The sequence below is a fragment of the Fusobacterium sp. FSA-380-WT-3A genome (assembly GCF_012843705.1).
Lineage (GTDB): Bacteria > Fusobacteriota > Fusobacteriia > Fusobacteriales > Fusobacteriaceae > Fusobacterium_B.
Genome location: NZ_JABAFQ010000009.1, coordinates 52,276 through 71,628 on the forward strand (window position 1 = coordinate 52,276; position 19,353 = coordinate 71,628).

Here is a 19,353-nt window from a genome sequence, read left to right on the forward strand (position 1 = left end):
CCTTACTTACTGTTTTCAATAAGTCCTCGAGCTACCTTCTTATTTTTTATGGCAATGACATTAATTTCATCTTTTCCAAATATCTCTCCTAACTGATTCTTATTTCCATAATGTACATAAGAGATATTTTTTTCTTTCAACTTATCTATAAGTTTTCTATTATTTCTTTCACTTATATCTGTTGCAATTACTACAAAATTTATTTTTTCTATTTCTTCTAATATCATATTTATTCCAAAAACAAGCTCTTGTGAGTTTTTCATTGCTTTTAGAATCTTAAGGTAATCCTTTGACTCTTTTTTTAATAAATTAACCATTTTTAAAAGGTCTTCTATTGAAACCTTTATCTTTTTATGTTTTGAAAGTCTATTAAGACAATTATGTTCCTTACAAATATATTGTCCCCTAGACTGAACTATTTGTTTTTCATCTAAAATATAAATCCCATCTTTTTCTACTATTCTAAAAAGTTGTGATTTTTCTTTCTTAGCTCTACAAATTATACAAGTTCTTTCAGGCTGATTACTCATTTTCTCCCTCTACATCTTTAGTAGATTTTTTCTCTAAAACTTTAATATCAACTCTCATTCCTGTTAATTTTGCTGCTAATCTAGCATTTTGTCCATTTTTACCAATAGCTAATGAAAGTTGAGAAGGTTCTACTATTACTCTTGCTGTAGTTCCATCTTCTAAAATTTCTACACTATTAACTTTTGCTGGACTTAATACAGCTGATACAAATTCTTCCATTGAATCTTTCCACTCAACTATATCAATCTTTTCTCCATTTAACTCATCAACTATATTTTTTATTCTAAGCCCTTTTTGTCCAATACAAGCTCCTATAGTATCTATATTTTTATCTTTTGAATATACAGCTATCTTAGCTCTTGAACCAGCTTCTCTAGCTACTGATTTTATTTCAATTAATCCTTCAGCTATTTCAGGAATTTCTAATTCAAATAATTTTCTTAATAAACCTTCATTTTTTCTTGAAATCACAACTCTAGGGAATTTATTAGTTTTTTCAACCTCAGCTACATAAACTTTTATTCTTTCTCCAACTCTATATACATCAGCTGGTGATTGTTCCATAGTTGGTAAAAAAGCCTCTGTTCCATCAAACTCTATAAAAATACTTCTTTTCTCATCTATTCTTCTAATAATTCCTGTCATAATATCAAATTCTTTAGCTTTAAATTTTTCATAGATGTTACTTCTTTCAGCTTCTCTTACTTTTTGGATAACTATTTGTTTTCCATTTTGAATCGCATTTCTTCTAAATTCTTCACAGTTTACAGGAACTTTTACTATATCTCCTATTTTACAATTTTTCTTTGTAACTTCTTTTGCATCAGCTGGACTGATTTCAAGTGCAGCATCATATACATCATCTACTACTTTTTTAATTTCGTAAACTTTTATCTCTCCACTTTCTCTGTCAATCTCAACTTGAACATTTTCTTCTTCACCAAAATGTTTTTTATAAGCTGCCAAAAGAGCTTGTTCAACTGTTTCTAATAAACTTTCTTTACTAATTCCTTTTTCTTGTTCTAGAGTAGCTAGAGCTTCAAGAAAAATTTTTCCATCTTTTCCTTTCATTATTTTCCTCCTAAAGTAGACTTATAAATTAAATATTTTTGAAGTCATATACTAAATTAGCTTTTCTAATTTCTTTAAATGGTATTTCTAACATTTCTTTGTTGGTTTTAAGAAAAACAGTTTCATTTTCAAATTTTTCTAAAATTCCTTCAAAATTTTTATTTTCATTTATTTTATGTTTTAAACTTACTTTTATTTTGTTTCCTACAAATCTAACATAATCTTTTTCTTTTTTTAATGGCCTTTCCACTCCAGGAGAAGAAATTTCTAAGAAAAATTTTTCATCGATAATCTTATCAATATCATCTTCTACTGCAATACTAACCTTAGCACAATCATCTAATGAAACTTCTTTATCTAAGAACTCAATATAAATTCTTACATAAAAATATCCACCTTCTTGAAGATATTCAATATCAACTAATTCTAGTCCTTGTTCCTTCAATACAGGTAAAACAATCTTTTCAATTTTTCCTATTATTTCATTTGTATTTTCTTTTGACAAATATGTCACCTCACTTTCATTTTTAGCCATAAATAAAGAGTGGGTTGCCCCACTCTCTCCACAAGCTAGTATAATTAATCTAGTGTATTATAACATAATTTTTCAAAAAAATCAAATTATTATTAAATAAAATGATTATTTTCTATTGTAGAATTTTTATTTATGTTGAGCAATTTATCTATCTTTTTGTTATTTTATCCATGAATTTTTTTTAGACTTTTTTTATCTGAAAAAAGTTTGATATAAAAGTATTTTTTGTTGACAAAAAATATTTATAAGTGATAGAATACTTTTATATAAAAGTATTTTTAGGAGGTAGATTTTTATGAAAAAGGAAATTTTTTCAAATAAAATTAGCAACATTAGATACTGTTGTAATTTTTTAATTAATCAAGAGCTAACTAACTATGGTTTTCCAGAATTACAATCATCTTATGGAGCAATTATCTATACTCTTTTTAATTATCATCCTCTTACTATGAAGGAGCTAGCTGAAAAAGTTCAAAGAGACCCCTCAACTCTTACGGTTTTAGTCAAGAAATTAATTGAAAAAGGTTATATAGAAAAAATTGATAATGAAAAAGATTCCCGTTCTAAATTAATCATACTTACTGAAAAATCTTATAAAGCGAAAAAAGTTTTTGATAAAATTTCTGAAAAATTAAATAGTGTTATTTGGAAAGACTTTTCTGAAGAAGAGATAAAAACCCTTTGTAATGGTTTAGAAAAAATTCATAAAAATTTAAAATCTTTTAACCAATCAGAAATTAATAGGAGGTAATTTATGAAAAAATTATTATTGCTTTTTATTTTAATAACAGGAATATTATTTACAAGTTGTGGAGAAAATAAAAAAGATGATGAAAATAAAACTTTAATTGTTGGAATGGAACTTGCATATCCTCCATTTGAAACAAAAGATTCTAATGGAAATCCTATAGGAATAAGTGTAGATTTTGCAAAAGAGTTTGGAAAATTTATAGGAAAAGATGTAAAAATTGAGAATATAGCTTGGGATGGACTTATTCCATCAATTCAAACTAAAAAAGTAGATATGGTAATTTCTTCTATGACTATAACAGAAGAAAGAAAAAATATAGTAGACTTTTCTAATCCTTATGCTAATTCTCTTTTAGGAATGTTAATAAATAAAAATTCTCCTATTAAGGATGCTAATGACTTAAACAATAGTAATATAACTGTAGCTGTAAAAACTGGTTCTACTGGATTTATTTATGCTAATAAATATTTAACTAATGCTAAAATAACTTCCCTTGCTGATGAAAGTGCTTGTGTTACTGAAGTTATTCAAGGAAAAGCTGACGTATTTTTATATGACCAACTTACTATATATAGAAATTGGCAAAAAAATCAAAATACTACTAAAGCTGTATTTATCCCTTTCCAAAATCCTGAAAAATGGGGTGTTGCTTTTAGAAAAGGAGATACAGAACTTCTAAATAAAATGAATGAATTTATAGATAAATTTAATAAAGAGGATGGATTTGATAAGTTAACAGAAAAATATCTGTCTGAAGAAAAAGAAAACTTTGATAAATTAGGATTCAAATGGTTTTTTGATTTAAGTGAATAGGAGATGATTAAAATAAAAAATTTATTCTTAATTACTGATAAAAAAATATCTCTCTTAAAGTTTTTAATAAATATTTTTATTTTAGGAATAATAATTTTTTCTATTGGATATTTTTCCTTTAAAAAAATAGGACTTACTCTTGATTTCAGTTTTTTAATTATTTTAAAATCAAGATTGATAAAAGGTTTTCTTATGACTTTTTATATAAGTCTTGGAAGTTTTATTTTGAGTTCTTTAATTGGAGTAATTACTGTATTATTCCAAAAATCCAATATAATTATATTAAGATATATCTCTCTTCTATATGTAAAATTTATAAGAGGAACTCCTCTTATTATGCAAATTTATCTTTTTTTCTATATAATTGGAACTGCTTGGGAAATTGAAAATAGATTTATTGCTGGAGTAATGATTTTATCTATCTTTGAGGGAGCATATATTTCTGAAATTCTAAGAGGAAGCTTAGATTCTATTGATAAAAGTCAATTAGAAATTGGAAAATCTGTTGGTTTTACTAAAAAACAAATTTTTAAATTTATTATTTTTCCTCAACTAATGGCTAGAACTATGCCAGCTCTTACAGGACAATTTGCTTCTATTGTAAAAGATTCATCACTTTTATCCATAATAGCTATAATAGAATTAACTCAAACTATGAGAGAAATTTCAGCTACCAATTTTAAATTATTTGAATCTTATATGGCTTTAGGTTTACTTTATCTTGTATTTACTCTTCCACTTTCATACATAAGTGAAAAACTAGAAAGGAGGTTTAAATATGAAAGTTAAACTAAAAAATCTTTCTAAAAATTTTGAAAATAATAGAAGCATCTTAAAAAATATAAATTTTAATGAAGAAGTGCATTCTCTTGCTATTATAGGTCCATCTGGTGGTGGAAAATCTACTCTTCTAAAAATAATTGGTGGACTTATTAGCCCTACTATTGGAGAAGTAGAGATAGATGAAAATAAATTATCCTTTTCTGAGAGCGAACTTTTTAAATATAGAAAATCTATTGGATTTATATTTCAACAAGATGGACTTTTTAAGCATATGACAGTCCTTGAAAATATTATTATTCCTCTTATACATGTTCATGGTTATAGTGAGGAAAAAGCAAAAAAAATAGCTCTATCTCTTTTAAAAAGATTTGGACTTGAAAAAGAGATTAATAAAAAACCTTTTGAATTATCTGGTGGACAAAAACAAAGGGTGGGAATAGCTAGAGCTTTGGCTCCTAAACCTAAATTTTTATTATTTGATGAACCAACTTCTGCTTTAGACCCTGAATATACTGTTGAAGTTTTGGATATTATAAAAGAGCTTAAAGATGAAGGAATTGATTTTATCATAGTAACTCATGAAATGGGATTTGCTAGACATGCTTGTGATAAAGTTTGTTTTTTATATGATGGAGATATATTAGAATATGGAGATAGTTCAGAAATTTTTACTAATCCATCTTCTAAAGAATTACAAAATTTTTTAGGAAAACTTTTAGAATGGAATATATAAAATTTTAGGGGGATTTATGAAAAAGAAATTTGCTTTTATTCTAATGGGAAAAGACTACTCTGAAAAAGATAATACTACTTTTGAAACTAAAAATTGTATAACTTATATCTGTACTGTAAAAAGTTTTGAGGAAGCTTATAAAAAAGTTTTAGAATTAAAAGAAAATGGAGTTGGAGCTATAGAAGTATGTGGAGCATTTGGAAAAGAGAGAGCTGAAAAAATTATAGAACTTACTGATAATAAAGTAGCTGTTGGATATGTAGTTCATGACCCTAAACAAGATGATTTATTTATGAAATTTTTTGGAAATTAAAAATATTATTTGATGTGTAACCAAAAAATATTTTTTGGTTACATTTTTTATATTATAATTTAATATTTTTAAAAGCGATTCAGTCAAAGTTATAAAAAACTATACAATACTATTTCTTTAATTAAGAAATTTATTTTAAAAAAAATATAGATACATTTACTAAAAATATTTTTTAATAGCAAATATATCTATAATTATTTTTTTGTTTATTTTTATATAAACTTTCTTATCAATACTTTTACTTTTCCCTTTTTATTTTCTCCTAACTCCTTAGAAAAAATAAATTTTCCTACTTTTTTAATAGTTATAACATCATTTTCTTTTATTTCTACAGATTTATCTCTTTGGATATTATAATTTAACATTACCAATCCCTCTTCTATAAAAGTAACTGCCTTTTGTCTTGAAGTATTAGCAATTTCAGATACCACACTGTCAAATCTAGCTGATGGAATTGTAATAACTATTTCTTGAAACTCACTTTTAGGAATTTCATTTTCATCTATTTCAAATATTTTTACAGGAACATTTGAAACTTTTTCAAGCTCATCTAAAAAACTAAACTTTTCTTTATAAATAACTCCATAAGCTATATTGTCCTTTACAATTAAATCTCCTAAAATTTCTCTCTTTATTCCAAGACTCATTATAGTTCCTAAGAAATCTTTATGAAACAACTCTCTGAATTTATTTTTTCCATCAATTTTAAAATAAGTGAGATTAAATTCTGGCATATCTTGAGAAAAATTTTCAGGAATAATAATTATATTTTTCTTTTCACTATCTTCTCTCAAACCTTTAAATAAAAATTTAGTCCTGTTAATATTTATTTTTTCTAAAACACTCCAAATATTAGGTGGATAAAATTCTTCTGTTTCTATATAATAATCTATACTGTTAGCAAGTTCTATATTTTCCCACAATTTTACAATTAAATCTTTATTTTCATCTTTAAAAAGATTTAAAAAATTTTTCTTATCCATATTTCTTCCTTTCTTTTTTTATAAATTATATCACAGTCTTTTCTCTTTTCCACCACTATTATTTTATAATTTTTACTCTTTTATAAATTCCATAATTATGGTATCATATAATATAAAATTACATTAATATAATTGAGGTAAAAGTTATGAAAAAACTTATAATAATCATGCTTGTGTTGTTAGGAATAAATTCTTTTTCCTATGATTTCCCTTTGAAAGATCCATATATTGCTACAGTATTTGGTTCTTCTACTCTTATGACACAAGGAGTTGTTGAGAAAATTCCATTAAAACTTTATAGAACTGAACTAATTTCTACTAGAGAAATTCCTGAAAATTTAGAATATCAAAAAGGTTATAAATTTTCTGTGGCTTTACAAAAGAAAAAGGCCCCACTTGTATTTATATTATCAGGTACAAGTTCAAGTTCTACATCATTAAAAACCCAATATTTCCAAAGAATTTTTTATACTGCTGGTTACCATGTAGTTGGTATTTCATCTATCACTAATACAAATTCATTGGTTGCTCTTTCTTATGAAAAAATTCCTGGAAATTTAATGAATGATGGAATGGATATTTATAGAGGGCTAAAATACATTAAAAATTTAGTTGAAAAAAAAGCTCAAGTTGAAGATTATAATATTATGGGATATAGTTTAGGGGGAACTCACTCAGCTATAATTTCATTTATTGATAGTAAAGAAAAAACTTTTAATTTTAATAAAGTCTTTATGTTAAATCCTGCTGTAAATCTTTATGAATCAGCTGCTATCCTAGATAATATGCTTGTAGAGGGAACTGACAACAACATAGATAATTTCTTTATAAAAGTAAATAGTCTTATGGGATTACTTTCTAGTTATAGAGAAGGATTTAAAAATATTTCTGGTAATCCTTATGAAGTTTTAAAAGCTCTTAATGTTACTGAAAAAGATTTAAAAATGGGAATAGGTTTAGTATTTAGACTTAACTCTATTGATATTAACTTTTTAACTGATTATGTTAATGATATGAAAGTTTATTCTAATGGAAAAATAGAAAAATACGAAAATATGGGTAAATATTTTGAAAAAATAAATTTTGCTGATTTTGGAGATTATATTGAAAAAATAGCATTACCTTATTATCGACAACATTACAAGAAGAATATGACTGTAAAAGAGATTTCTAAATTTACAGATTTAAAAATGATTGAAGATTATTTAAAAACTGCTAAAAATATTAGATGTGTTACTAATAAAGATGAAATTATCCTTACTAAAAAACATTTTAATTTCTTAAAGAAAACTTTTGGTAAAAACTTATATATCTACCCTTATGGTGGACATTGTGGAAATATGTTCTATCAAGAAAATGTAGATTATATGCTTAACTTTATGAAAGAGGGGAGATAATTATGAAAAAATCATTTAAGGTAACTTTATTAGTTTTGATTTCTTCTTTTATGATTTCTTGTTCATCAGTTGAGAAAAAAGTTAAAGTATCAAATCAAGAATATATAGAACTTCAAGTAGAAGAAGATAAAAATATCTTATTTGGAAAGACTGATTATCTTTCTCCACTTAATAGAAGATTTTATGCTTTTAACTGTTTTGCTGATAGAACTGTTATTTATCCTGTAATGACAACTTATGATTATTATGTACCTAATTTTGTACAAGATAGAGTTAAAAATTTTGTTAGTAACTTTGGAGATATTAGAAATACAGCTAATCTTTTATTACAATTTAGAATATTAGAGGCAGTGGAATCTACTTTTAGATTTGCCATTAACTCTACAATAGGAATTTTAGGAATGTTTGATGTAGCAAGTGAAATGGGAATTAAAAAATATCAGGAAAGTTTAGGAAATACTTTAGCTTATTATGGAGTTGGAGAAGGATTTTATATTATGGCTCCTTTAATTGGTCCTACTACTTTAAGAGATTCTATTGGGATGGGTGCTGAAGGATATGGTTTAGCTGAACTTGACCCATATGATGTAATTAACATAGATGTAGCAACTATTTGGTTTTCTACTTTAGTTGGCTTTCAAATGAAAAAAGATGCGAATATTTATTTCGGAGAATCTGATTATATATTTGAGTATGAATATCTTAATTATTTAAGTTCAAAAATGAGAGAATTTAATTTACAACAGGCAAAAAATACAAGAAAAAATATTTTTTAATTTTATAGAAAGGAAAAAAATGGAAGTATCTATACTTGGAAGTGGAAGTGGAGGAAACTCTACTTTTGTAAATATTGATGGTATTAAAATATTAGTTGACGCTGGTTTTAGTGGAAAAAAATTAGAAGAAAAATTAAATAATATTGGAGAAACTTTAGCTGAGATAAAAGGAATTCTTATTACTCACGAACATACAGACCATATTCAAGGAGCTGGAATTGTTTCAAGAAAATATAATATTCCTATTTATATTACTAAAGAAAGTTATTTAGCTGGAAGTGCCAAATTAGGAAAAATTTCAGAAGATAATTTAATATTTATTGATACCTTTGAATTTATTATAAAAGAAAAGATAAAAGTTCAACCTTTTGATGTTATGCATGATGCAGAAAGAACAGTTGGATTTAGAATAGAAGAAATTTCTAGTGGAAAAACTTTAGGAATTTCTACTGATATTGGATATATTGATAGTCGTGTAAGAGCATTTTTTAGAAATGTAAATATTATGATAATTGAATCTAATTATGATTATCAAATGCTTATGGACTGTAATTATCCATGGGATTTAAAAGATAGAGTAAAAAGTAGAAATGGACATCTTTCAAATAATGATGCTGCTAGATTTATATGTGATAATTATTCTTCTAATTTAAAAAAAGTATATCTTGCTCATATAAGTAAAGACAGCAATAAATTTTCTATTGTTTCTCACACAATAACAAGTGAGATGAATAGAAGAAATATCAGTATTCCTGTTGAAATAACAACTCAAGATACTGTTACAGAACTTTATAAATTATAATACAATGAGGTGATACTTATGGAAAATAAAAAAGAATTGTGGGAAGACCTTTCTTTTGAGATAAATAAATTTCCAAAAATTCGTGAATCTCTAGAAGAAGATGAAGAAACTTTCATTGGTAGTGGAAATAAAAATGCCAATCTTCTTTTTATAGGAGATGAAAGTGACCTCTATGAAAGCGAAGATTTAAAAGTTTCAATAGGTTCTAGTGGAGAATTTTTAATAAGACTTTGTGACATGGGAGAATTTATTCCTGAAGATTATTATATAACTACACTTACAAAATGTAAAATAAAATATAAAGACTTTTTCTCTGATGAACAAAATTTCTTAAAAGAATTACTTCATATGCAAATTGCCCTTATTGAACCAAAAATAATTGTAACATTAGGACAATATTCAGCTGAAGCCCTACTTGGAAGAGAGATTGATTTTGTAAAAGAAAGAGGAAAATTTATAGATTGGAAAGCTGGAATAAAAGTTTTAATAACTTATGATGTTAAATATATAAAAGAAGTTCGTGAAAACAGTGGTAAAAAATCTAAAGCACCTCTTGAATTTTGGAAAGATTTACTTCTTGTAAAAAAAGAATTGGATAGTTTAAATTCTAATAATGGAGAAGAAAATATTAATGAATAATGAAATAAAAAATAATCTTAGAAAAGAAATTAGAAAAAAAAGAGAGTCATTATCACTTAAAGAAAAAGATTTCCTTAGTGAAAGAATAATTTCTAATTTTTTAAATGAAGATATTTTAAAAAATTCTAAAATTATTATGAGCTATATGTCTTTTAAAAATGAAGTTGAAACTAAAAAATTAAATGATTTTTTAAAATCTCAGGGAAAAACTTTAATATTACCAAGAATTATTGATAATAAAATTGTTCCTATAAAGGATGAAGGAAAATTTTTTTCTGGAGTTTTTGGAGTTACTGAACCTATAGGAGAGATTTTTAAAGGTAAAATAGATTTAATAATAGTTCCAGGTATCGTTTTTAATAATTTAGGAGATCGAATTGGATTTGGAAAAGGATATTATGATAGATTTCTTTCTAATCCACTTTATAAAAATTCTTTTAAAATATCTCTTATTTATTCTTTTCAAATAAACAATAATTTTTCTGGTGATATCTTTGATGAGAAAGTTAACAAGATTATAACAGAAAAAGAAATAATAGAAATTTTATAAGTGCTAAGTTTAAAATATTGAAAATTTTAAATTATTATGTTAAAATAACTAGAAAGGATTTTTTATTTAGGAGGATTTTCATGTCAGGACATAGTAAATGGAATAACATACAACATAGAAAAGGAGCTCAAGATAAGAAAAGAGCTAGTTTATTCACTAAATTAGGAAAAGAATTAACAATAGCTGCTAGAGAAGGTGGAGGAGACCCTTCTTTCAACCCAAGACTTAGACTTGCTATTGATAAAGCTAAGGCTGGAAACATGCCTAAAGATATATTAGAAAGAGCTATTAAAAAAGGAACTGGAGAATTAGGTGGAGTAGACTATATCGAAATGAGATATGAAGGATATGGGCCAGCTGGAACAGCTTTCATAGTTGATGTAGTAACTGATAATAAAAATAGGTCTGCTTCTGAAGTTAGAACTGCTTTCTCAAGAAAAGGTGGAAATTTAGGAGCCGATGGAGCAGTTTCTTGGATGTTCAACAAAAAAGGAGAAATTATTTTCTTAGCTGAACATGTAGCTGACTCTGAAGAATTTATGATGGTAGCTTTAGAAGCTGGAGCTGAAGATATAATTGAAGAAGATGGTGAGTTTCAAGTTTTAACTGACCCTGCTGAATTCCAAAATGTTCTTCAAGCTTTAACAGATGCTGGATATAAATATGATGAAGCTGAAATCACTATGATACCAGAAAATAAAGTTGCTATTACTGATTTAGATACAGCTAAAAAAGTTATGGTTCTATATGATGCTTTAGATGACTTAGATGACGTTCAAGAAGTTTATTCTAACTTCGACATTCCTGATGAAATAATGGAACAATTAGATTAATAAAAAAAGGAGATATTTAAAAATATCTCCTTTTATATTATTTTTCAGAATTATTTTCTGTAATATATTTTTCTATTTCACTTCCTGTAGCAAACCATGGAGTATCTTTAGAAAGTATAAATTCAAATAATTCTTCTAAAATTCCAATTCTACCAGGAGTTCCTATAGTTTGTGGGTCTAATTGCAATACATAACAAAGTCCCTCTTTATGATAACCTATATATTCATTTTTCCAATTATTTAAAACTTGTGTATAATTAGATATTCTTCCTTGTCCTTTAGGAAATGCAGGTCTATAATTAAAAGCAAAATATGGAAAATCAAATAATGCCCAGTGAATTGGTATTTCTACTAAATTTCCATTAAATAATTTATGAATATAAGGACAATCATCATTACTTAGATTACTTGAATATGTAAAACCATTTTCTTTTACTAATTCAAGGGTTTCTTTAGTAAGTTCTCCTTCTGGAGCTCTAAATCCTTTTGGATAATCACCTAAAATATTTTTTATACTTTCCATTCCTTTTTTAAAAACTTCTTTTTGCTCATCTTTTGTCATTAAAGCAAAGTTTTCATGTTCATATCCATGAAATCCTATTTCATGACCTCTTTTAACAATTTCTTTTATATCTTCTGGATATTTTTCTGCTACCTTTCCAGGTGTAAAAAATGTTGCTTTTATATTATATTTATCAAATAAATCTAATATTCTAGGTAGTCCTCTTAACATTCCATATTGTCCCATTGACATTGTTTTTGGTCTATTAATACAATCAGGAGATAATGAAAGCCAGAAAAATTCAGCATCAAGATTTACACTTATCATTACTACACAACTAGAATTATTTTTCCATCTCATTACTTTTCCTCCTCTCCATTCTCAATATACCAATTTGCTATTTCACTTCCTGTGGCAATCCAAACATTATTTTTTTCTAAAATATGTTTTATTAATTTTTCTAATATTTGAATATGACCTGGAGTTCCGATAACTTGAGGATGCATCATTGGTACAAAACAAAGTCCATATCTATAATATCCATCAAATTCTCTTGTAAAATTATCCAAAACTTGTTCATATCCTGATATTCTATCTAATCCACTTGGTTCTTCTGGAAAATAATTATATGCCATAGCAACATAATCATCTAATTCCCAACGAGTAGGAATTTCTATAAAATTAGTTTTTTTATTTTCAATAATAGTATTATATGGTCTATCATCCCCTCTCATTGAACTAGAATACAAAAAACCTCTTTCATACAATAATTTTGGAGTTTTAATAGCCCAATCTCCTGAGGGAGTTCTAAATCCTTTAGCCTTTTTATTTATTATTTTTTTATAAATCTCTTGTGTCTTTTCTATTATTTCAATTTGTTCTTCTACAGTTTTATCAAAAAACCTTTCGTGAGTATAACCATGATGTCCTATTTCATGTCCCTCTTCATCAATTTTTTTTATCAATTCAGGATTATCTTCTGCTACTTTTCCAGGAACAAAAAAAGTAGCTTTTATATTATATTTTTTTAACAAATTTAATATTCTCTCTACTGCTCTTTTAGGACCATATTGCCCTATTGAAAGAGATTTTATATATTTTTCTCCATTAAGATAACCTTCATTTCCATTTTTCCAAGTTGTATCACTGTCTAAATCAAAACTAAACATTACAGCACATTTAGAATTATTTTTCCATTCCATGATATTTTCTCCTTATTAAAATATATCATTTAATTTATAATTTTTTAAATTTTCTACTTCTTTTTCTATAAATTTATCTACTGATTCTATATGAATTTTTAAACTTTTTTCTGAAGGTCCCCCTATTGTAGTTCTTTTTTCTACACAGTTTTCTATACTTATCTCTTCATAAATATCATTTTCAAATAATTCTGAATAAGTTTTATATTCTTCCATTGAAAGATTATCTAATGTTTTTTTATTATCAATACAATAAGCAACTATACTTCCAACAATTTTATAAGCATCTCTAAAACTCATTCCTTTATTTGTTAAATAATCAGCCACATCAGTAGCATTTATAAATCCATCATGACAAGCTTTTAACATATTTTCTTTTAAAGGTTTTGTTGTAGCTATCATCCCATTAAAAACATCTATACATTTTTTTACAGTATCTACAGCATCAAATAAAGCTTCTTTATCTTCTTGCATATCTTTATTATAAGCTAATGGTATTCCTTTCATTGTTGTTAAAATACTCATCATATCCCCAAAAACTCTTCCACTTTTTCCTCTTATAAGTTCAGCAGCATCTGGATTTTTCTTTTGAGGCATTATACTACTTCCTGTTGAAAATTTATCACTTAATTCTATATAACTAAAATCATTTGAAGAATAAACTACTATCTCTTCACAAAATCTTGATAGATGTACCATAATTATAGATAAATCACTTATAAAACTCATTACATGGTCTCTATCTGATACTCCATCTAAACTATTAGCTATAGTTCCATTAAATCCTAATACTTTACTTGTATATTCCATATCTAATGGATAAGATGTTCCAGCAAGGGCAGCTGAACCAAGAGGAGAATAATTTGTTAATTCAAAAGTATTTTCCAATCTTTTATAATCTCTTTTAAACATCTCTACATAAGCTAATAAATAATGAGCAAAACTTATAGGTTGAGCTTTTTGTAAATGTGTAAATCCTGGCATATAAGTTTTTATATTCTCTTTAGAAATTTTTATTAAAATCTCTATTAATTCCATTAAATAAGATTGTACTTTTTTTATTTCATCTTTTATATAAAGTTTTAAATCTAAAGCACATTGGTCATTTCTACTTCTTCCTGTATGTAATTTTTTTCCAATATCCCCAATTCTATCTATAAGATTTTTTTCTACATTCATATGTATATCTTCATATTCAATAGAAAATTGAATTTTTTTACTTTCTATATCTTCTAAAATTTCTCTTAAAGTTTTTTCTATAAGTTCAGCTTCCTCTACAGTAACTATTCCTTGCTTACCTAACCCTCTCACATGGGCTATGCTTCCCATAATGTCATAATAAGCTAGCTTATCCTCAAATTGAATTGTTGAATGAAACTCTAAAATTGAATTACTTGCTTTTTCTTTAAAACGTCCTGAAAAATATTGCATTTTTTACCCCTTTCTAAAAATTTAATTTATAACATTTTTTCTAAAAATTGACGAGCTCTGTCTGTTTTTGGATTTGTGAAAAATTCCTCTGGTGTAGTATCTTCTAATAAATATCCATCTGATAAAAAACAAATACGATTAGAAACTTCTCTAGCAAATTTCATTTCATGAGTTACAATAAGCATTGTAATACCTGTTTTTACCAATCCTCTTATAACTTCTAATACTTCTTTTACCATTTCTGGGTCTAAAGCTGATGTTGGTTCATCAAATAAAAGAACATCTGGCTCCATAACTAAAGCTCTAACTATAGCAACCCTTTGCTTTTGTCCTCCTGATAATTTATCAGGATATTGGTCTTTTTTATCTTCAAGACCTATTTTTTTTAATAATTCAATTGATTTTTTTATTGCTTCCTCCTTATTTACTCCTTTTACATTTACAGGGGCATATATCATATTTTCTAAAACTGTCATATGAGGAAAAAGATTAAAATGTTGAAATACCATTCCAACCTTTTCTCTGATTTTCATTATATCAGTTTTTTTATCTGTAATGTCTATTCCATTAATCAATATTTCTCCAGCTGTTGGAGTTTCTAAAAGATTTATACATCTTAATAGTGTTGATTTTCCAGAACCTGATGGACCTATTATTGCTACTATCTCTCCTTTTTTTATATTTAATGATATATCTTTTAAAACTTCTAAATTATTAAATTTTTTCTTCAAATTTTTAACTTCTATCATTTTTTCTTAATCTCCCTTCTAATATATTTGCAAAGCTTGTTAAAATCATAACTAAAACATAGTACATTAGAGCTACTATTATAAATGGTTCAAAAGCTAAATATGTAACATTCATTACAGTTTGTGAAGCACGCATCATGTCTACAACTCCTATTGTAGAAACTAAAGATGATTCTTTTAATAAAGCTATCATTTCATTTACTAGTCCTGGTAAAACTACTTTTACAGCTTGAGGAATTATAATATCTTTCATCATTTTATAATATGGTACTCCTAAAGCCATTGATGCTTCATATTGTCCTCTATCTATAGATTGAATTCCTCCTCTTAATATTTCTGAAACATAAGCTGCTGAATTTAATCCAAATGTTATTACTGCTGCATTAAGAGTTGGTATTTTATAACCTATAAGTTGAGGTGTTGCAAAATATACTAAGAATAATTGAACTAATAATGGTGTTCCTCTAAATACTGATGTATAAACATTCGCAAATATTTGAAGAGGTTTTATTTTAGAAACTTTTATTAAAGCTAAAATAGTTCCTAAAACAATTCCAGCTACTGCTGAAAGAATTGTAAATTTTAAAGAAATTACTAATCCATTTACAAATAATTTTTTATATTCTAAAACTCTTCCAAAATGTAATTTTAATCCTTCATCCTTTATTTCATTATTATCTGAAACCTCATTTATTTTATCAGCTTCATTTACTTTCGTAAATTCTTCTCCCATCCATTTTACAACTAATTTTTCTATTTCTCCAGCTTCTTCCAACTCTGTTAAAGCTTTATTAAATATTTCTACTAATTCAGAACCTTTTTGACAACCAATAGCATAAGAATCTGTAGCTTTTACTTCTGATTCTGGAAGAACATGAAACTCTAAATTATTATATTTTTTCATAAATTCTGAAGCCTGTGAAGCATCTATTATGGCTGCATCAACTCTTTCATTTAATAATTCTTGCATTACTAAAGGACTACTATTTAGCAATGTAACTTTTCCATCTTTAACTCTTTCAGCTATATTAGCATAATTTGTTCCAAATGTTGTTGCTATTTTTTTACCTTCTAATTTTTTTAAAGAATATAAATTTTTATCTTTTAAACAAATTATAGCTGTTTTTGGATAAAAATAATCTTTTGTAAAATCTATACTTTTCTTTCTCTCTTCTGTTGGAGAAATTCCTGATAAAACAAAATCTGCTCTTTCACTTTGTAAAGCTCCTACTAAACCACTAAATTCCATATTATTTACATCATAAGTAAATCCTAATTTTTCTGATAATAATTTTGCTATATCCATATCAAATCCTATTATCTCTTCTTTTCCCTCTTCATTTAATTCCACTGATTCAAATGGTGGAAAAGTTGCATTAACTGCCATTATTAAATGTTTTCCTGATAATGGTTTTTCTTTAGGGTCAGTTATAAAACTCTCTCCCTCCTCACCTAACCATTTTTTTGCTATCTCACTTAATTTTCCATTTTCTTTTAATGTCACTAATGCTTTATTAAATTCTTCTGTTAGTGGAGAATCTTTTTGACATGCTATTGCAAAAGATGAATTGCTTGCTGGTGACTCTTTTTCTGATAAAATATGATAAGTTAATTTTGGTTGTTCTTTTACAAATTCCACTGCATGACGTCCATCTACTATTGCTCCCTCTACACGTCCACTTAATACCTCTTGTACAGCTACTACACTATTTTCTAAAGATACTAATTCTGCTCCCTTTACCCCTTGAGCTATCTTTTCATAATTTGTTCCAAATGTTGTAGCTATTTTTTTCCCTTCTAAACTTTTCAATGTTGGATATTCATTATCCCCTTTTAATGATATTATTGCTATTTTTGGAAAAAAATATCCCTTTGTAAAATCTACACTTTTCTTTCTTTCATCTGTTGGTGACATTCCTGAAATTATAAAGTCCACTCTTTTACTTTGTAATCCACCTATTAAACTACTAAATTGAGTATTCATTATTTCATAAGTAAATCCTAATTCCTCTGATAAAGCTGTAGCTAAATCTATATCAAATCCTACAACTTTATTTTGTCCATCTTCATCTAAAGTTACAAACTCTAATGGTGGAAAATTAGCACTTGTTGCCATTACAAAATGTTTTCCTTCAAAAGGTTTTTTATTTTCAGCAATACTATTTGTAAAAAATCCTATAAATATAATTACCATTGCTAAAAATTTTGATAATTTTCTTTTTAATAATTTGTTCATTAAAACCTCCTAAAAAATAATTAAATTTTATATATTTCCATTTCCCCAAAAACGATTTTTCTTTTCTGGATATGGATATGATACTTTACTATGAGCTAGTTTCTGATGATATATTAGTTCTGCCATTAAAACTAAATTAAAAGCTGGGTCAATAACTGGAATATTTAATTCTTTTGATATATCTTCTGCCATTCCTAAAAAACTCAAGCATCCTAATATTATAACTTCAGCTCCATCTTCTATAACTTTTTTACTACTTTCCAATAAAAATCTTTTTAAATTTTTTTTATTTCTATGTATTTCATCAAAAGAAGCATTTATACTTCTTATAGAACAAAGTCTTGTAAAATCTACTCCAGAATTTTTTACAAACTCTTTTTTCTCAGGAATTCTTTTATCTGATGTTATAATTATCGAAAAAGAATATCCTAATCCACAAGCTATCTGTAAAGAACATTGTCCTCCACCAATTACAGGTATTTTTAATAATTCTCTACATGCTTCAATAGCAGGGTCACTTAGACAATAAATAGCTACTACATCATAACCTTCTTTTTCAGCTTCAACAGCCATTTTTATTATTTCTCCAGAAGCTAAATATACATCTGTTTTGGAATCTATTTCTATATTTCCATTCTTTGGACAATCCATAGAGATTATTGTATCTTTTCTTGCTACAGTTTTTAATATTTCTATCCTTTCATCTAATTCTTTTCTTGTTAATCCAGCATCTGGATTTATAATTTTTAATCTCATATATTTCTCCTATTTATTTTTTGGGTAATAAAAAAAGCCAGTCAGTTTTTCTAAAACTAATCTGGCTTTAAAATTCTAATTTATTAAAATATAGTTTAAAAAATTTAAACTAAAAAATAATTAAAGATAAAACACTATATAAGTTTTGGAAATGACAAAATAAAACGATATTCTTTTTTCATTATATTTTGTTTCCTTGTCCTTAGTGTTAACATCTTTTTTTCCTCCATCTTTTTTATTTGATAAGAATTATATTACATTACTATTTAAATGTCAATTATTTTTTTATTTTTTTAATAAAATATTGATATTGACAATTTTTATTTTTAATAATAAACTATAAAAAAATACTAGGAGGATTATATGGAAAATCCAAAAACTGCTCTTGAACTTATGAAAGCTAGATATGAGGCTTATGTTCAATGTGATATAGATTTTATAAAAAAAACTCATGACCCTAAAACTGCTAAAGGAATTAATTGGAAAGAGGCTGAAGAATGGTCTAAAAATTCCCAATGGCTTGGTTTAGAAATTATTGAAACTGTAAGAGGAACTCAATTTGATACTGATGGTATTGTGGAATTTAAAGCTAAATATCTAGATAAAATTTCTGGTAAAGAAATAGTCCATCATGAAAGAAGTTACTTTGTAAAAAAAGGTAGACATTGGTACTATAAAGGTTGGATTCCAATAGATTAATTTTTAGGAGGAGTATGGAACTAGAAAATTATCAAAATGAATTAAATAAAATTTTAAAAGGCTGTGATATTTGTAAAGCTAAAATGTGTAATTTTTGTCCTAATGGAAAAAGAAAAAAATTTATAAAAGAAAAAATTCAAGAACTTTCTCCACAAAAAGAAAATTTTTGGAAAAAATTAATAAATATTTTTAAATAAAAAAAGCTGAGTAACATTTTAAAAAAAATGTTTTACTCAGCTCTCTTTTTTGTATAATATAGTCACCACAA

Annotated in this window: 23 protein-coding genes; 13 read left to right on the plus strand and 10 right to left on the minus strand. The window is 26.0% G+C overall.

The features are described from left to right. Positions 1 to 2: 2 nt before the first annotated feature. Genes HF862_RS06535 through rimP form a run of 3 tightly spaced genes read right to left on the minus strand, consistent with a single transcriptional unit; the run spans position 3 to position 2,137 of the window. Positions 3 to 530 carry a DUF448 domain-containing protein gene (locus HF862_RS06535; protein ID WP_170187113.1) on the minus strand — a complete coding sequence of 176 codons (528 nt, stop codon included), beginning with the start codon at positions 528 to 530 and terminating at the stop codon, positions 3 to 5. Further along, the gene (gene nusA / locus HF862_RS06540; RefSeq protein WP_170187114.1) at positions 523 to 1,602 is read right to left on the minus strand and encodes a transcription termination factor NusA; all 1,080 of its coding nucleotides are present in this window, start codon (positions 1,600 to 1,602) and stop codon (positions 523 to 525) included. Before nusA ends, HF862_RS06535 begins: the two co-directional genes overlap by 8 nt. Before the next feature lie 28 nt (positions 1,603 to 1,630). Then, the gene (gene rimP, locus HF862_RS06545; RefSeq protein ID WP_170187115.1) at positions 1,631 to 2,137 is read right to left on the minus strand and encodes a ribosome maturation factor RimP; all 507 of its coding nucleotides are present in this window, start codon (positions 2,135 to 2,137) and stop codon (positions 1,631 to 1,633) included. Positions 2,138 to 2,432: 295 nt separating this feature from the next. Between rimP and HF862_RS06550 the strand changes: the two genes are divergently transcribed. Genes HF862_RS06550 through HF862_RS06570 form a run of 5 tightly spaced genes read left to right on the plus strand, consistent with a single transcriptional unit; the run spans position 2,433 to position 5,530 of the window. After that, on the plus strand, positions 2,433 to 2,888 hold the full coding sequence (locus HF862_RS06550) for a MarR family winged helix-turn-helix transcriptional regulator (protein WP_170187116.1): 456 nt from the start codon (positions 2,433 to 2,435) through the stop codon (positions 2,886 to 2,888). 3 nt (positions 2,889 to 2,891) lie between these two features. Beyond that, entirely contained in the window at positions 2,892 to 3,701 is an 810-nt protein-coding gene (locus HF862_RS06555) for a transporter substrate-binding domain-containing protein (RefSeq protein WP_170187117.1), read from the plus strand. Positions 3,702 to 3,704: 3 nt separating this feature from the next. Further along, the gene (locus tag HF862_RS06560) at positions 3,705 to 4,490 is read left to right on the plus strand and encodes an amino acid ABC transporter permease (RefSeq protein ID WP_170187118.1); all 786 of its coding nucleotides are present in this window, start codon (positions 3,705 to 3,707) and stop codon (positions 4,488 to 4,490) included. Further along, positions 4,480 to 5,217: an amino acid ABC transporter ATP-binding protein gene (locus HF862_RS06565; protein WP_170187119.1), complete on the plus strand. Its 738-nt coding sequence runs from the start codon at positions 4,480 to 4,482 to the stop codon at positions 5,215 to 5,217. Before HF862_RS06560 ends, HF862_RS06565 begins: the two co-directional genes overlap by 11 nt. 16 nt (positions 5,218 to 5,233) lie before the next feature. Continuing rightward, complete coding sequence (locus HF862_RS06570) at positions 5,234 to 5,530, plus strand: DUF6506 family protein (protein ID WP_170187120.1); 297 nt, start codon at positions 5,234 to 5,236, stop codon at positions 5,528 to 5,530. 212 nt (positions 5,531 to 5,742) lie between these two features. Here HF862_RS06570 and HF862_RS06575 read toward each other — a convergent pair whose 3' ends face one another. Then, the gene (locus HF862_RS06575; protein WP_170187121.1) at positions 5,743 to 6,513 is read right to left on the minus strand and encodes a YlmH/Sll1252 family protein; all 771 of its coding nucleotides are present in this window, start codon (positions 6,511 to 6,513) and stop codon (positions 5,743 to 5,745) included. A 146-nt stretch (positions 6,514 to 6,659) separates the two neighbouring features. On the opposite strand from HF862_RS06575, the gene HF862_RS06580 reads away from it, so the two are divergent. The 6 genes from HF862_RS06580 to HF862_RS06605 all read left to right on the plus strand — a co-directional run bounded on the left by HF862_RS06580 (position 6,660) and on the right by HF862_RS06605 (position 11,510). Continuing rightward, positions 6,660 to 7,910, plus strand: a complete 1,251-nt coding sequence (locus HF862_RS06580) for a serine/threonine protein kinase (protein WP_170187122.1) — start codon at positions 6,660 to 6,662, stop codon at positions 7,908 to 7,910. Between the two features lie 2 nt (positions 7,911 to 7,912). Then, entirely contained in the window at positions 7,913 to 8,686 is a 774-nt protein-coding gene (locus HF862_RS06585) for a VacJ family lipoprotein (protein WP_170187123.1), read from the plus strand. 19 nt (positions 8,687 to 8,705) lie between these two features. After that, the gene (locus HF862_RS06590) at positions 8,706 to 9,488 is read left to right on the plus strand and encodes an MBL fold metallo-hydrolase (RefSeq protein WP_170187124.1); all 783 of its coding nucleotides are present in this window, start codon (positions 8,706 to 8,708) and stop codon (positions 9,486 to 9,488) included. A gap of 18 nt (positions 9,489 to 9,506) precedes the next feature. Further along, on the plus strand, positions 9,507 to 10,127 hold the full coding sequence (locus HF862_RS06595) for a uracil-DNA glycosylase family protein (protein ID WP_170187125.1): 621 nt from the start codon (positions 9,507 to 9,509) through the stop codon (positions 10,125 to 10,127). After that, on the plus strand, positions 10,120 to 10,677 hold the full coding sequence (locus HF862_RS06600; RefSeq protein WP_170187126.1) for a 5-formyltetrahydrofolate cyclo-ligase: 558 nt from the start codon (positions 10,120 to 10,122) through the stop codon (positions 10,675 to 10,677). Before HF862_RS06595 ends, HF862_RS06600 begins: the two co-directional genes overlap by 8 nt. Positions 10,678 to 10,757: 80 nt before the next feature. Further along, on the plus strand, positions 10,758 to 11,510 hold the full coding sequence (locus HF862_RS06605; protein ID WP_170187127.1) for a YebC/PmpR family DNA-binding transcriptional regulator: 753 nt from the start codon (positions 10,758 to 10,760) through the stop codon (positions 11,508 to 11,510). Between the two features lie 37 nt (positions 11,511 to 11,547). Here the strand turns inward: HF862_RS06605 and HF862_RS06610 are convergent, their stop codons facing one another. Genes HF862_RS06610 through HF862_RS06635 form a run of 6 tightly spaced genes read right to left on the minus strand, consistent with a single transcriptional unit; the run spans position 11,548 to position 18,386 of the window. Next, complete coding sequence (locus HF862_RS06610; RefSeq protein WP_170187128.1) at positions 11,548 to 12,372, minus strand: polysaccharide deacetylase; 825 nt, start codon at positions 12,370 to 12,372, stop codon at positions 11,548 to 11,550. Beyond that, positions 12,372 to 13,214: a polysaccharide deacetylase gene (locus HF862_RS06615; RefSeq protein WP_170187129.1), complete on the minus strand. Its 843-nt coding sequence runs from the start codon at positions 13,212 to 13,214 to the stop codon at positions 12,372 to 12,374. Before HF862_RS06615 ends, HF862_RS06610 begins: the two co-directional genes overlap by 1 nt. Positions 13,215 to 13,229: 15 nt before the next feature. Then, on the minus strand, positions 13,230 to 14,645 hold the full coding sequence (argH, locus tag HF862_RS06620) for an argininosuccinate lyase (RefSeq protein ID WP_170187130.1): 1,416 nt from the start codon (positions 14,643 to 14,645) through the stop codon (positions 13,230 to 13,232). 26 nt (positions 14,646 to 14,671) lie between these two features. Beyond that, a complete protein-coding gene (locus tag HF862_RS06625; RefSeq protein WP_170187131.1) occupies positions 14,672 to 15,394 on the minus strand; it encodes an amino acid ABC transporter ATP-binding protein in 723 nt (240 codons plus the stop codon). Beyond that, a complete protein-coding gene (locus tag HF862_RS06630) occupies positions 15,381 to 17,630 on the minus strand; it encodes an ABC transporter substrate-binding protein/permease (RefSeq protein ID WP_170187132.1) in 2,250 nt (749 codons plus the stop codon). The genes HF862_RS06625 and HF862_RS06630 overlap by 14 nt, the downstream gene beginning before the upstream one ends. 27 nt (positions 17,631 to 17,657) lie before the next feature. Then, complete coding sequence (locus tag HF862_RS06635) at positions 17,658 to 18,386, minus strand: aspartate/glutamate racemase family protein (RefSeq protein WP_170187133.1); 729 nt, start codon at positions 18,384 to 18,386, stop codon at positions 17,658 to 17,660. A gap of 363 nt (positions 18,387 to 18,749) precedes the next feature. Between HF862_RS06635 and HF862_RS06640 the strand changes: the two genes are divergently transcribed. Both HF862_RS06640 and HF862_RS06645 read left to right on the plus strand, forming a co-directional pair. Next, the gene (locus HF862_RS06640; RefSeq protein WP_170187134.1) at positions 18,750 to 19,085 is read left to right on the plus strand and encodes a YchJ family metal-binding protein; all 336 of its coding nucleotides are present in this window, start codon (positions 18,750 to 18,752) and stop codon (positions 19,083 to 19,085) included. Between the two features lie 14 nt (positions 19,086 to 19,099). Then, positions 19,100 to 19,282 (plus strand): hypothetical protein, encoded by a 183-nt coding sequence (locus tag HF862_RS06645; RefSeq protein ID WP_170187135.1) that lies wholly within the window; start codon positions 19,100 to 19,102, stop codon positions 19,280 to 19,282. Positions 19,283 to 19,353 lie beyond the last annotated feature (71 nt).

Excerpts from the sequence above, each read along its gene's own strand:
- HF862_RS06585 (WP_170187123.1), top strand. The coding sequence starts at position 7,913 with ATGAAAAAATCATTTAAGGTAACTTTATTAGTTTTGATTTCTTCTTTT.
- HF862_RS06605 (WP_170187127.1), top strand. The coding sequence starts at position 10,758 with ATGTCAGGACATAGTAAATGGAATAACATACAACATAGAAAAGGAGCT.
- HF862_RS06590 (WP_170187124.1), top strand. The coding sequence starts at position 8,706 with ATGGAAGTATCTATACTTGGAAGTGGAAGTGGAGGAAACTCTACTTTT.
- HF862_RS06615 (WP_170187129.1), bottom strand. The coding sequence starts at position 13,214 with ATGGAATGGAAAAATAATTCTAAATGTGCTGTAATGTTTAGTTTTGAT.
- HF862_RS06575 (WP_170187121.1), bottom strand. The coding sequence starts at position 6,513 with ATGGATAAGAAAAATTTTTTAAATCTTTTTAAAGATGAAAATAAAGAT.
- HF862_RS06560 (WP_170187118.1), top strand. The coding sequence starts at position 3,705 with ATGATTAAAATAAAAAATTTATTCTTAATTACTGATAAAAAAATATCT.
- HF862_RS06565 (WP_170187119.1), top strand. The coding sequence starts at position 4,480 with ATGAAAGTTAAACTAAAAAATCTTTCTAAAAATTTTGAAAATAATAGA.
- HF862_RS06630 (WP_170187132.1), bottom strand. The coding sequence starts at position 17,630 with ATGAACAAATTATTAAAAAGAAAATTATCAAAATTTTTAGCAATGGTA.
- HF862_RS06625 (WP_170187131.1), bottom strand. The coding sequence starts at position 15,394 with ATGATAGAAGTTAAAAATTTGAAGAAAAAATTTAATAATTTAGAAGTT.
- HF862_RS06610 (WP_170187128.1), bottom strand. The coding sequence starts at position 12,372 with ATGAGATGGAAAAATAATTCTAGTTGTGTAGTAATGATAAGTGTAAAT.
- argH (WP_170187130.1), bottom strand. The coding sequence starts at position 14,645 with ATGCAATATTTTTCAGGACGTTTTAAAGAAAAAGCAAGTAATTCAATT.
- HF862_RS06635 (WP_170187133.1), bottom strand. The coding sequence starts at position 18,386 with ATGAGATTAAAAATTATAAATCCAGATGCTGGATTAACAAGAAAAGAA.
- HF862_RS06555 (WP_170187117.1), top strand. The coding sequence starts at position 2,892 with ATGAAAAAATTATTATTGCTTTTTATTTTAATAACAGGAATATTATTT.
- HF862_RS06550 (WP_170187116.1), top strand. The coding sequence starts at position 2,433 with ATGAAAAAGGAAATTTTTTCAAATAAAATTAGCAACATTAGATACTGT.
- HF862_RS06645 (WP_170187135.1), top strand. The coding sequence starts at position 19,100 with ATGGAACTAGAAAATTATCAAAATGAATTAAATAAAATTTTAAAAGGC.
- rimP (WP_170187115.1), bottom strand. The coding sequence starts at position 2,137 with ATGGCTAAAAATGAAAGTGAGGTGACATATTTGTCAAAAGAAAATACA.
- HF862_RS06580 (WP_170187122.1), top strand. The coding sequence starts at position 6,660 with ATGAAAAAACTTATAATAATCATGCTTGTGTTGTTAGGAATAAATTCT.
- HF862_RS06535 (WP_170187113.1), bottom strand. The coding sequence starts at position 530 with ATGAGTAATCAGCCTGAAAGAACTTGTATAATTTGTAGAGCTAAGAAA.
- HF862_RS06595 (WP_170187125.1), top strand. The coding sequence starts at position 9,507 with ATGGAAAATAAAAAAGAATTGTGGGAAGACCTTTCTTTTGAGATAAAT.
- HF862_RS06600 (WP_170187126.1), top strand. The coding sequence starts at position 10,120 with ATGAATAATGAAATAAAAAATAATCTTAGAAAAGAAATTAGAAAAAAA.
- nusA (WP_170187114.1), bottom strand. The coding sequence starts at position 1,602 with ATGAAAGGAAAAGATGGAAAAATTTTTCTTGAAGCTCTAGCTACTCTA.
- HF862_RS06570 (WP_170187120.1), top strand. The coding sequence starts at position 5,234 with ATGAAAAAGAAATTTGCTTTTATTCTAATGGGAAAAGACTACTCTGAA.
- HF862_RS06640 (WP_170187134.1), top strand. The coding sequence starts at position 18,750 with ATGGAAAATCCAAAAACTGCTCTTGAACTTATGAAAGCTAGATATGAG.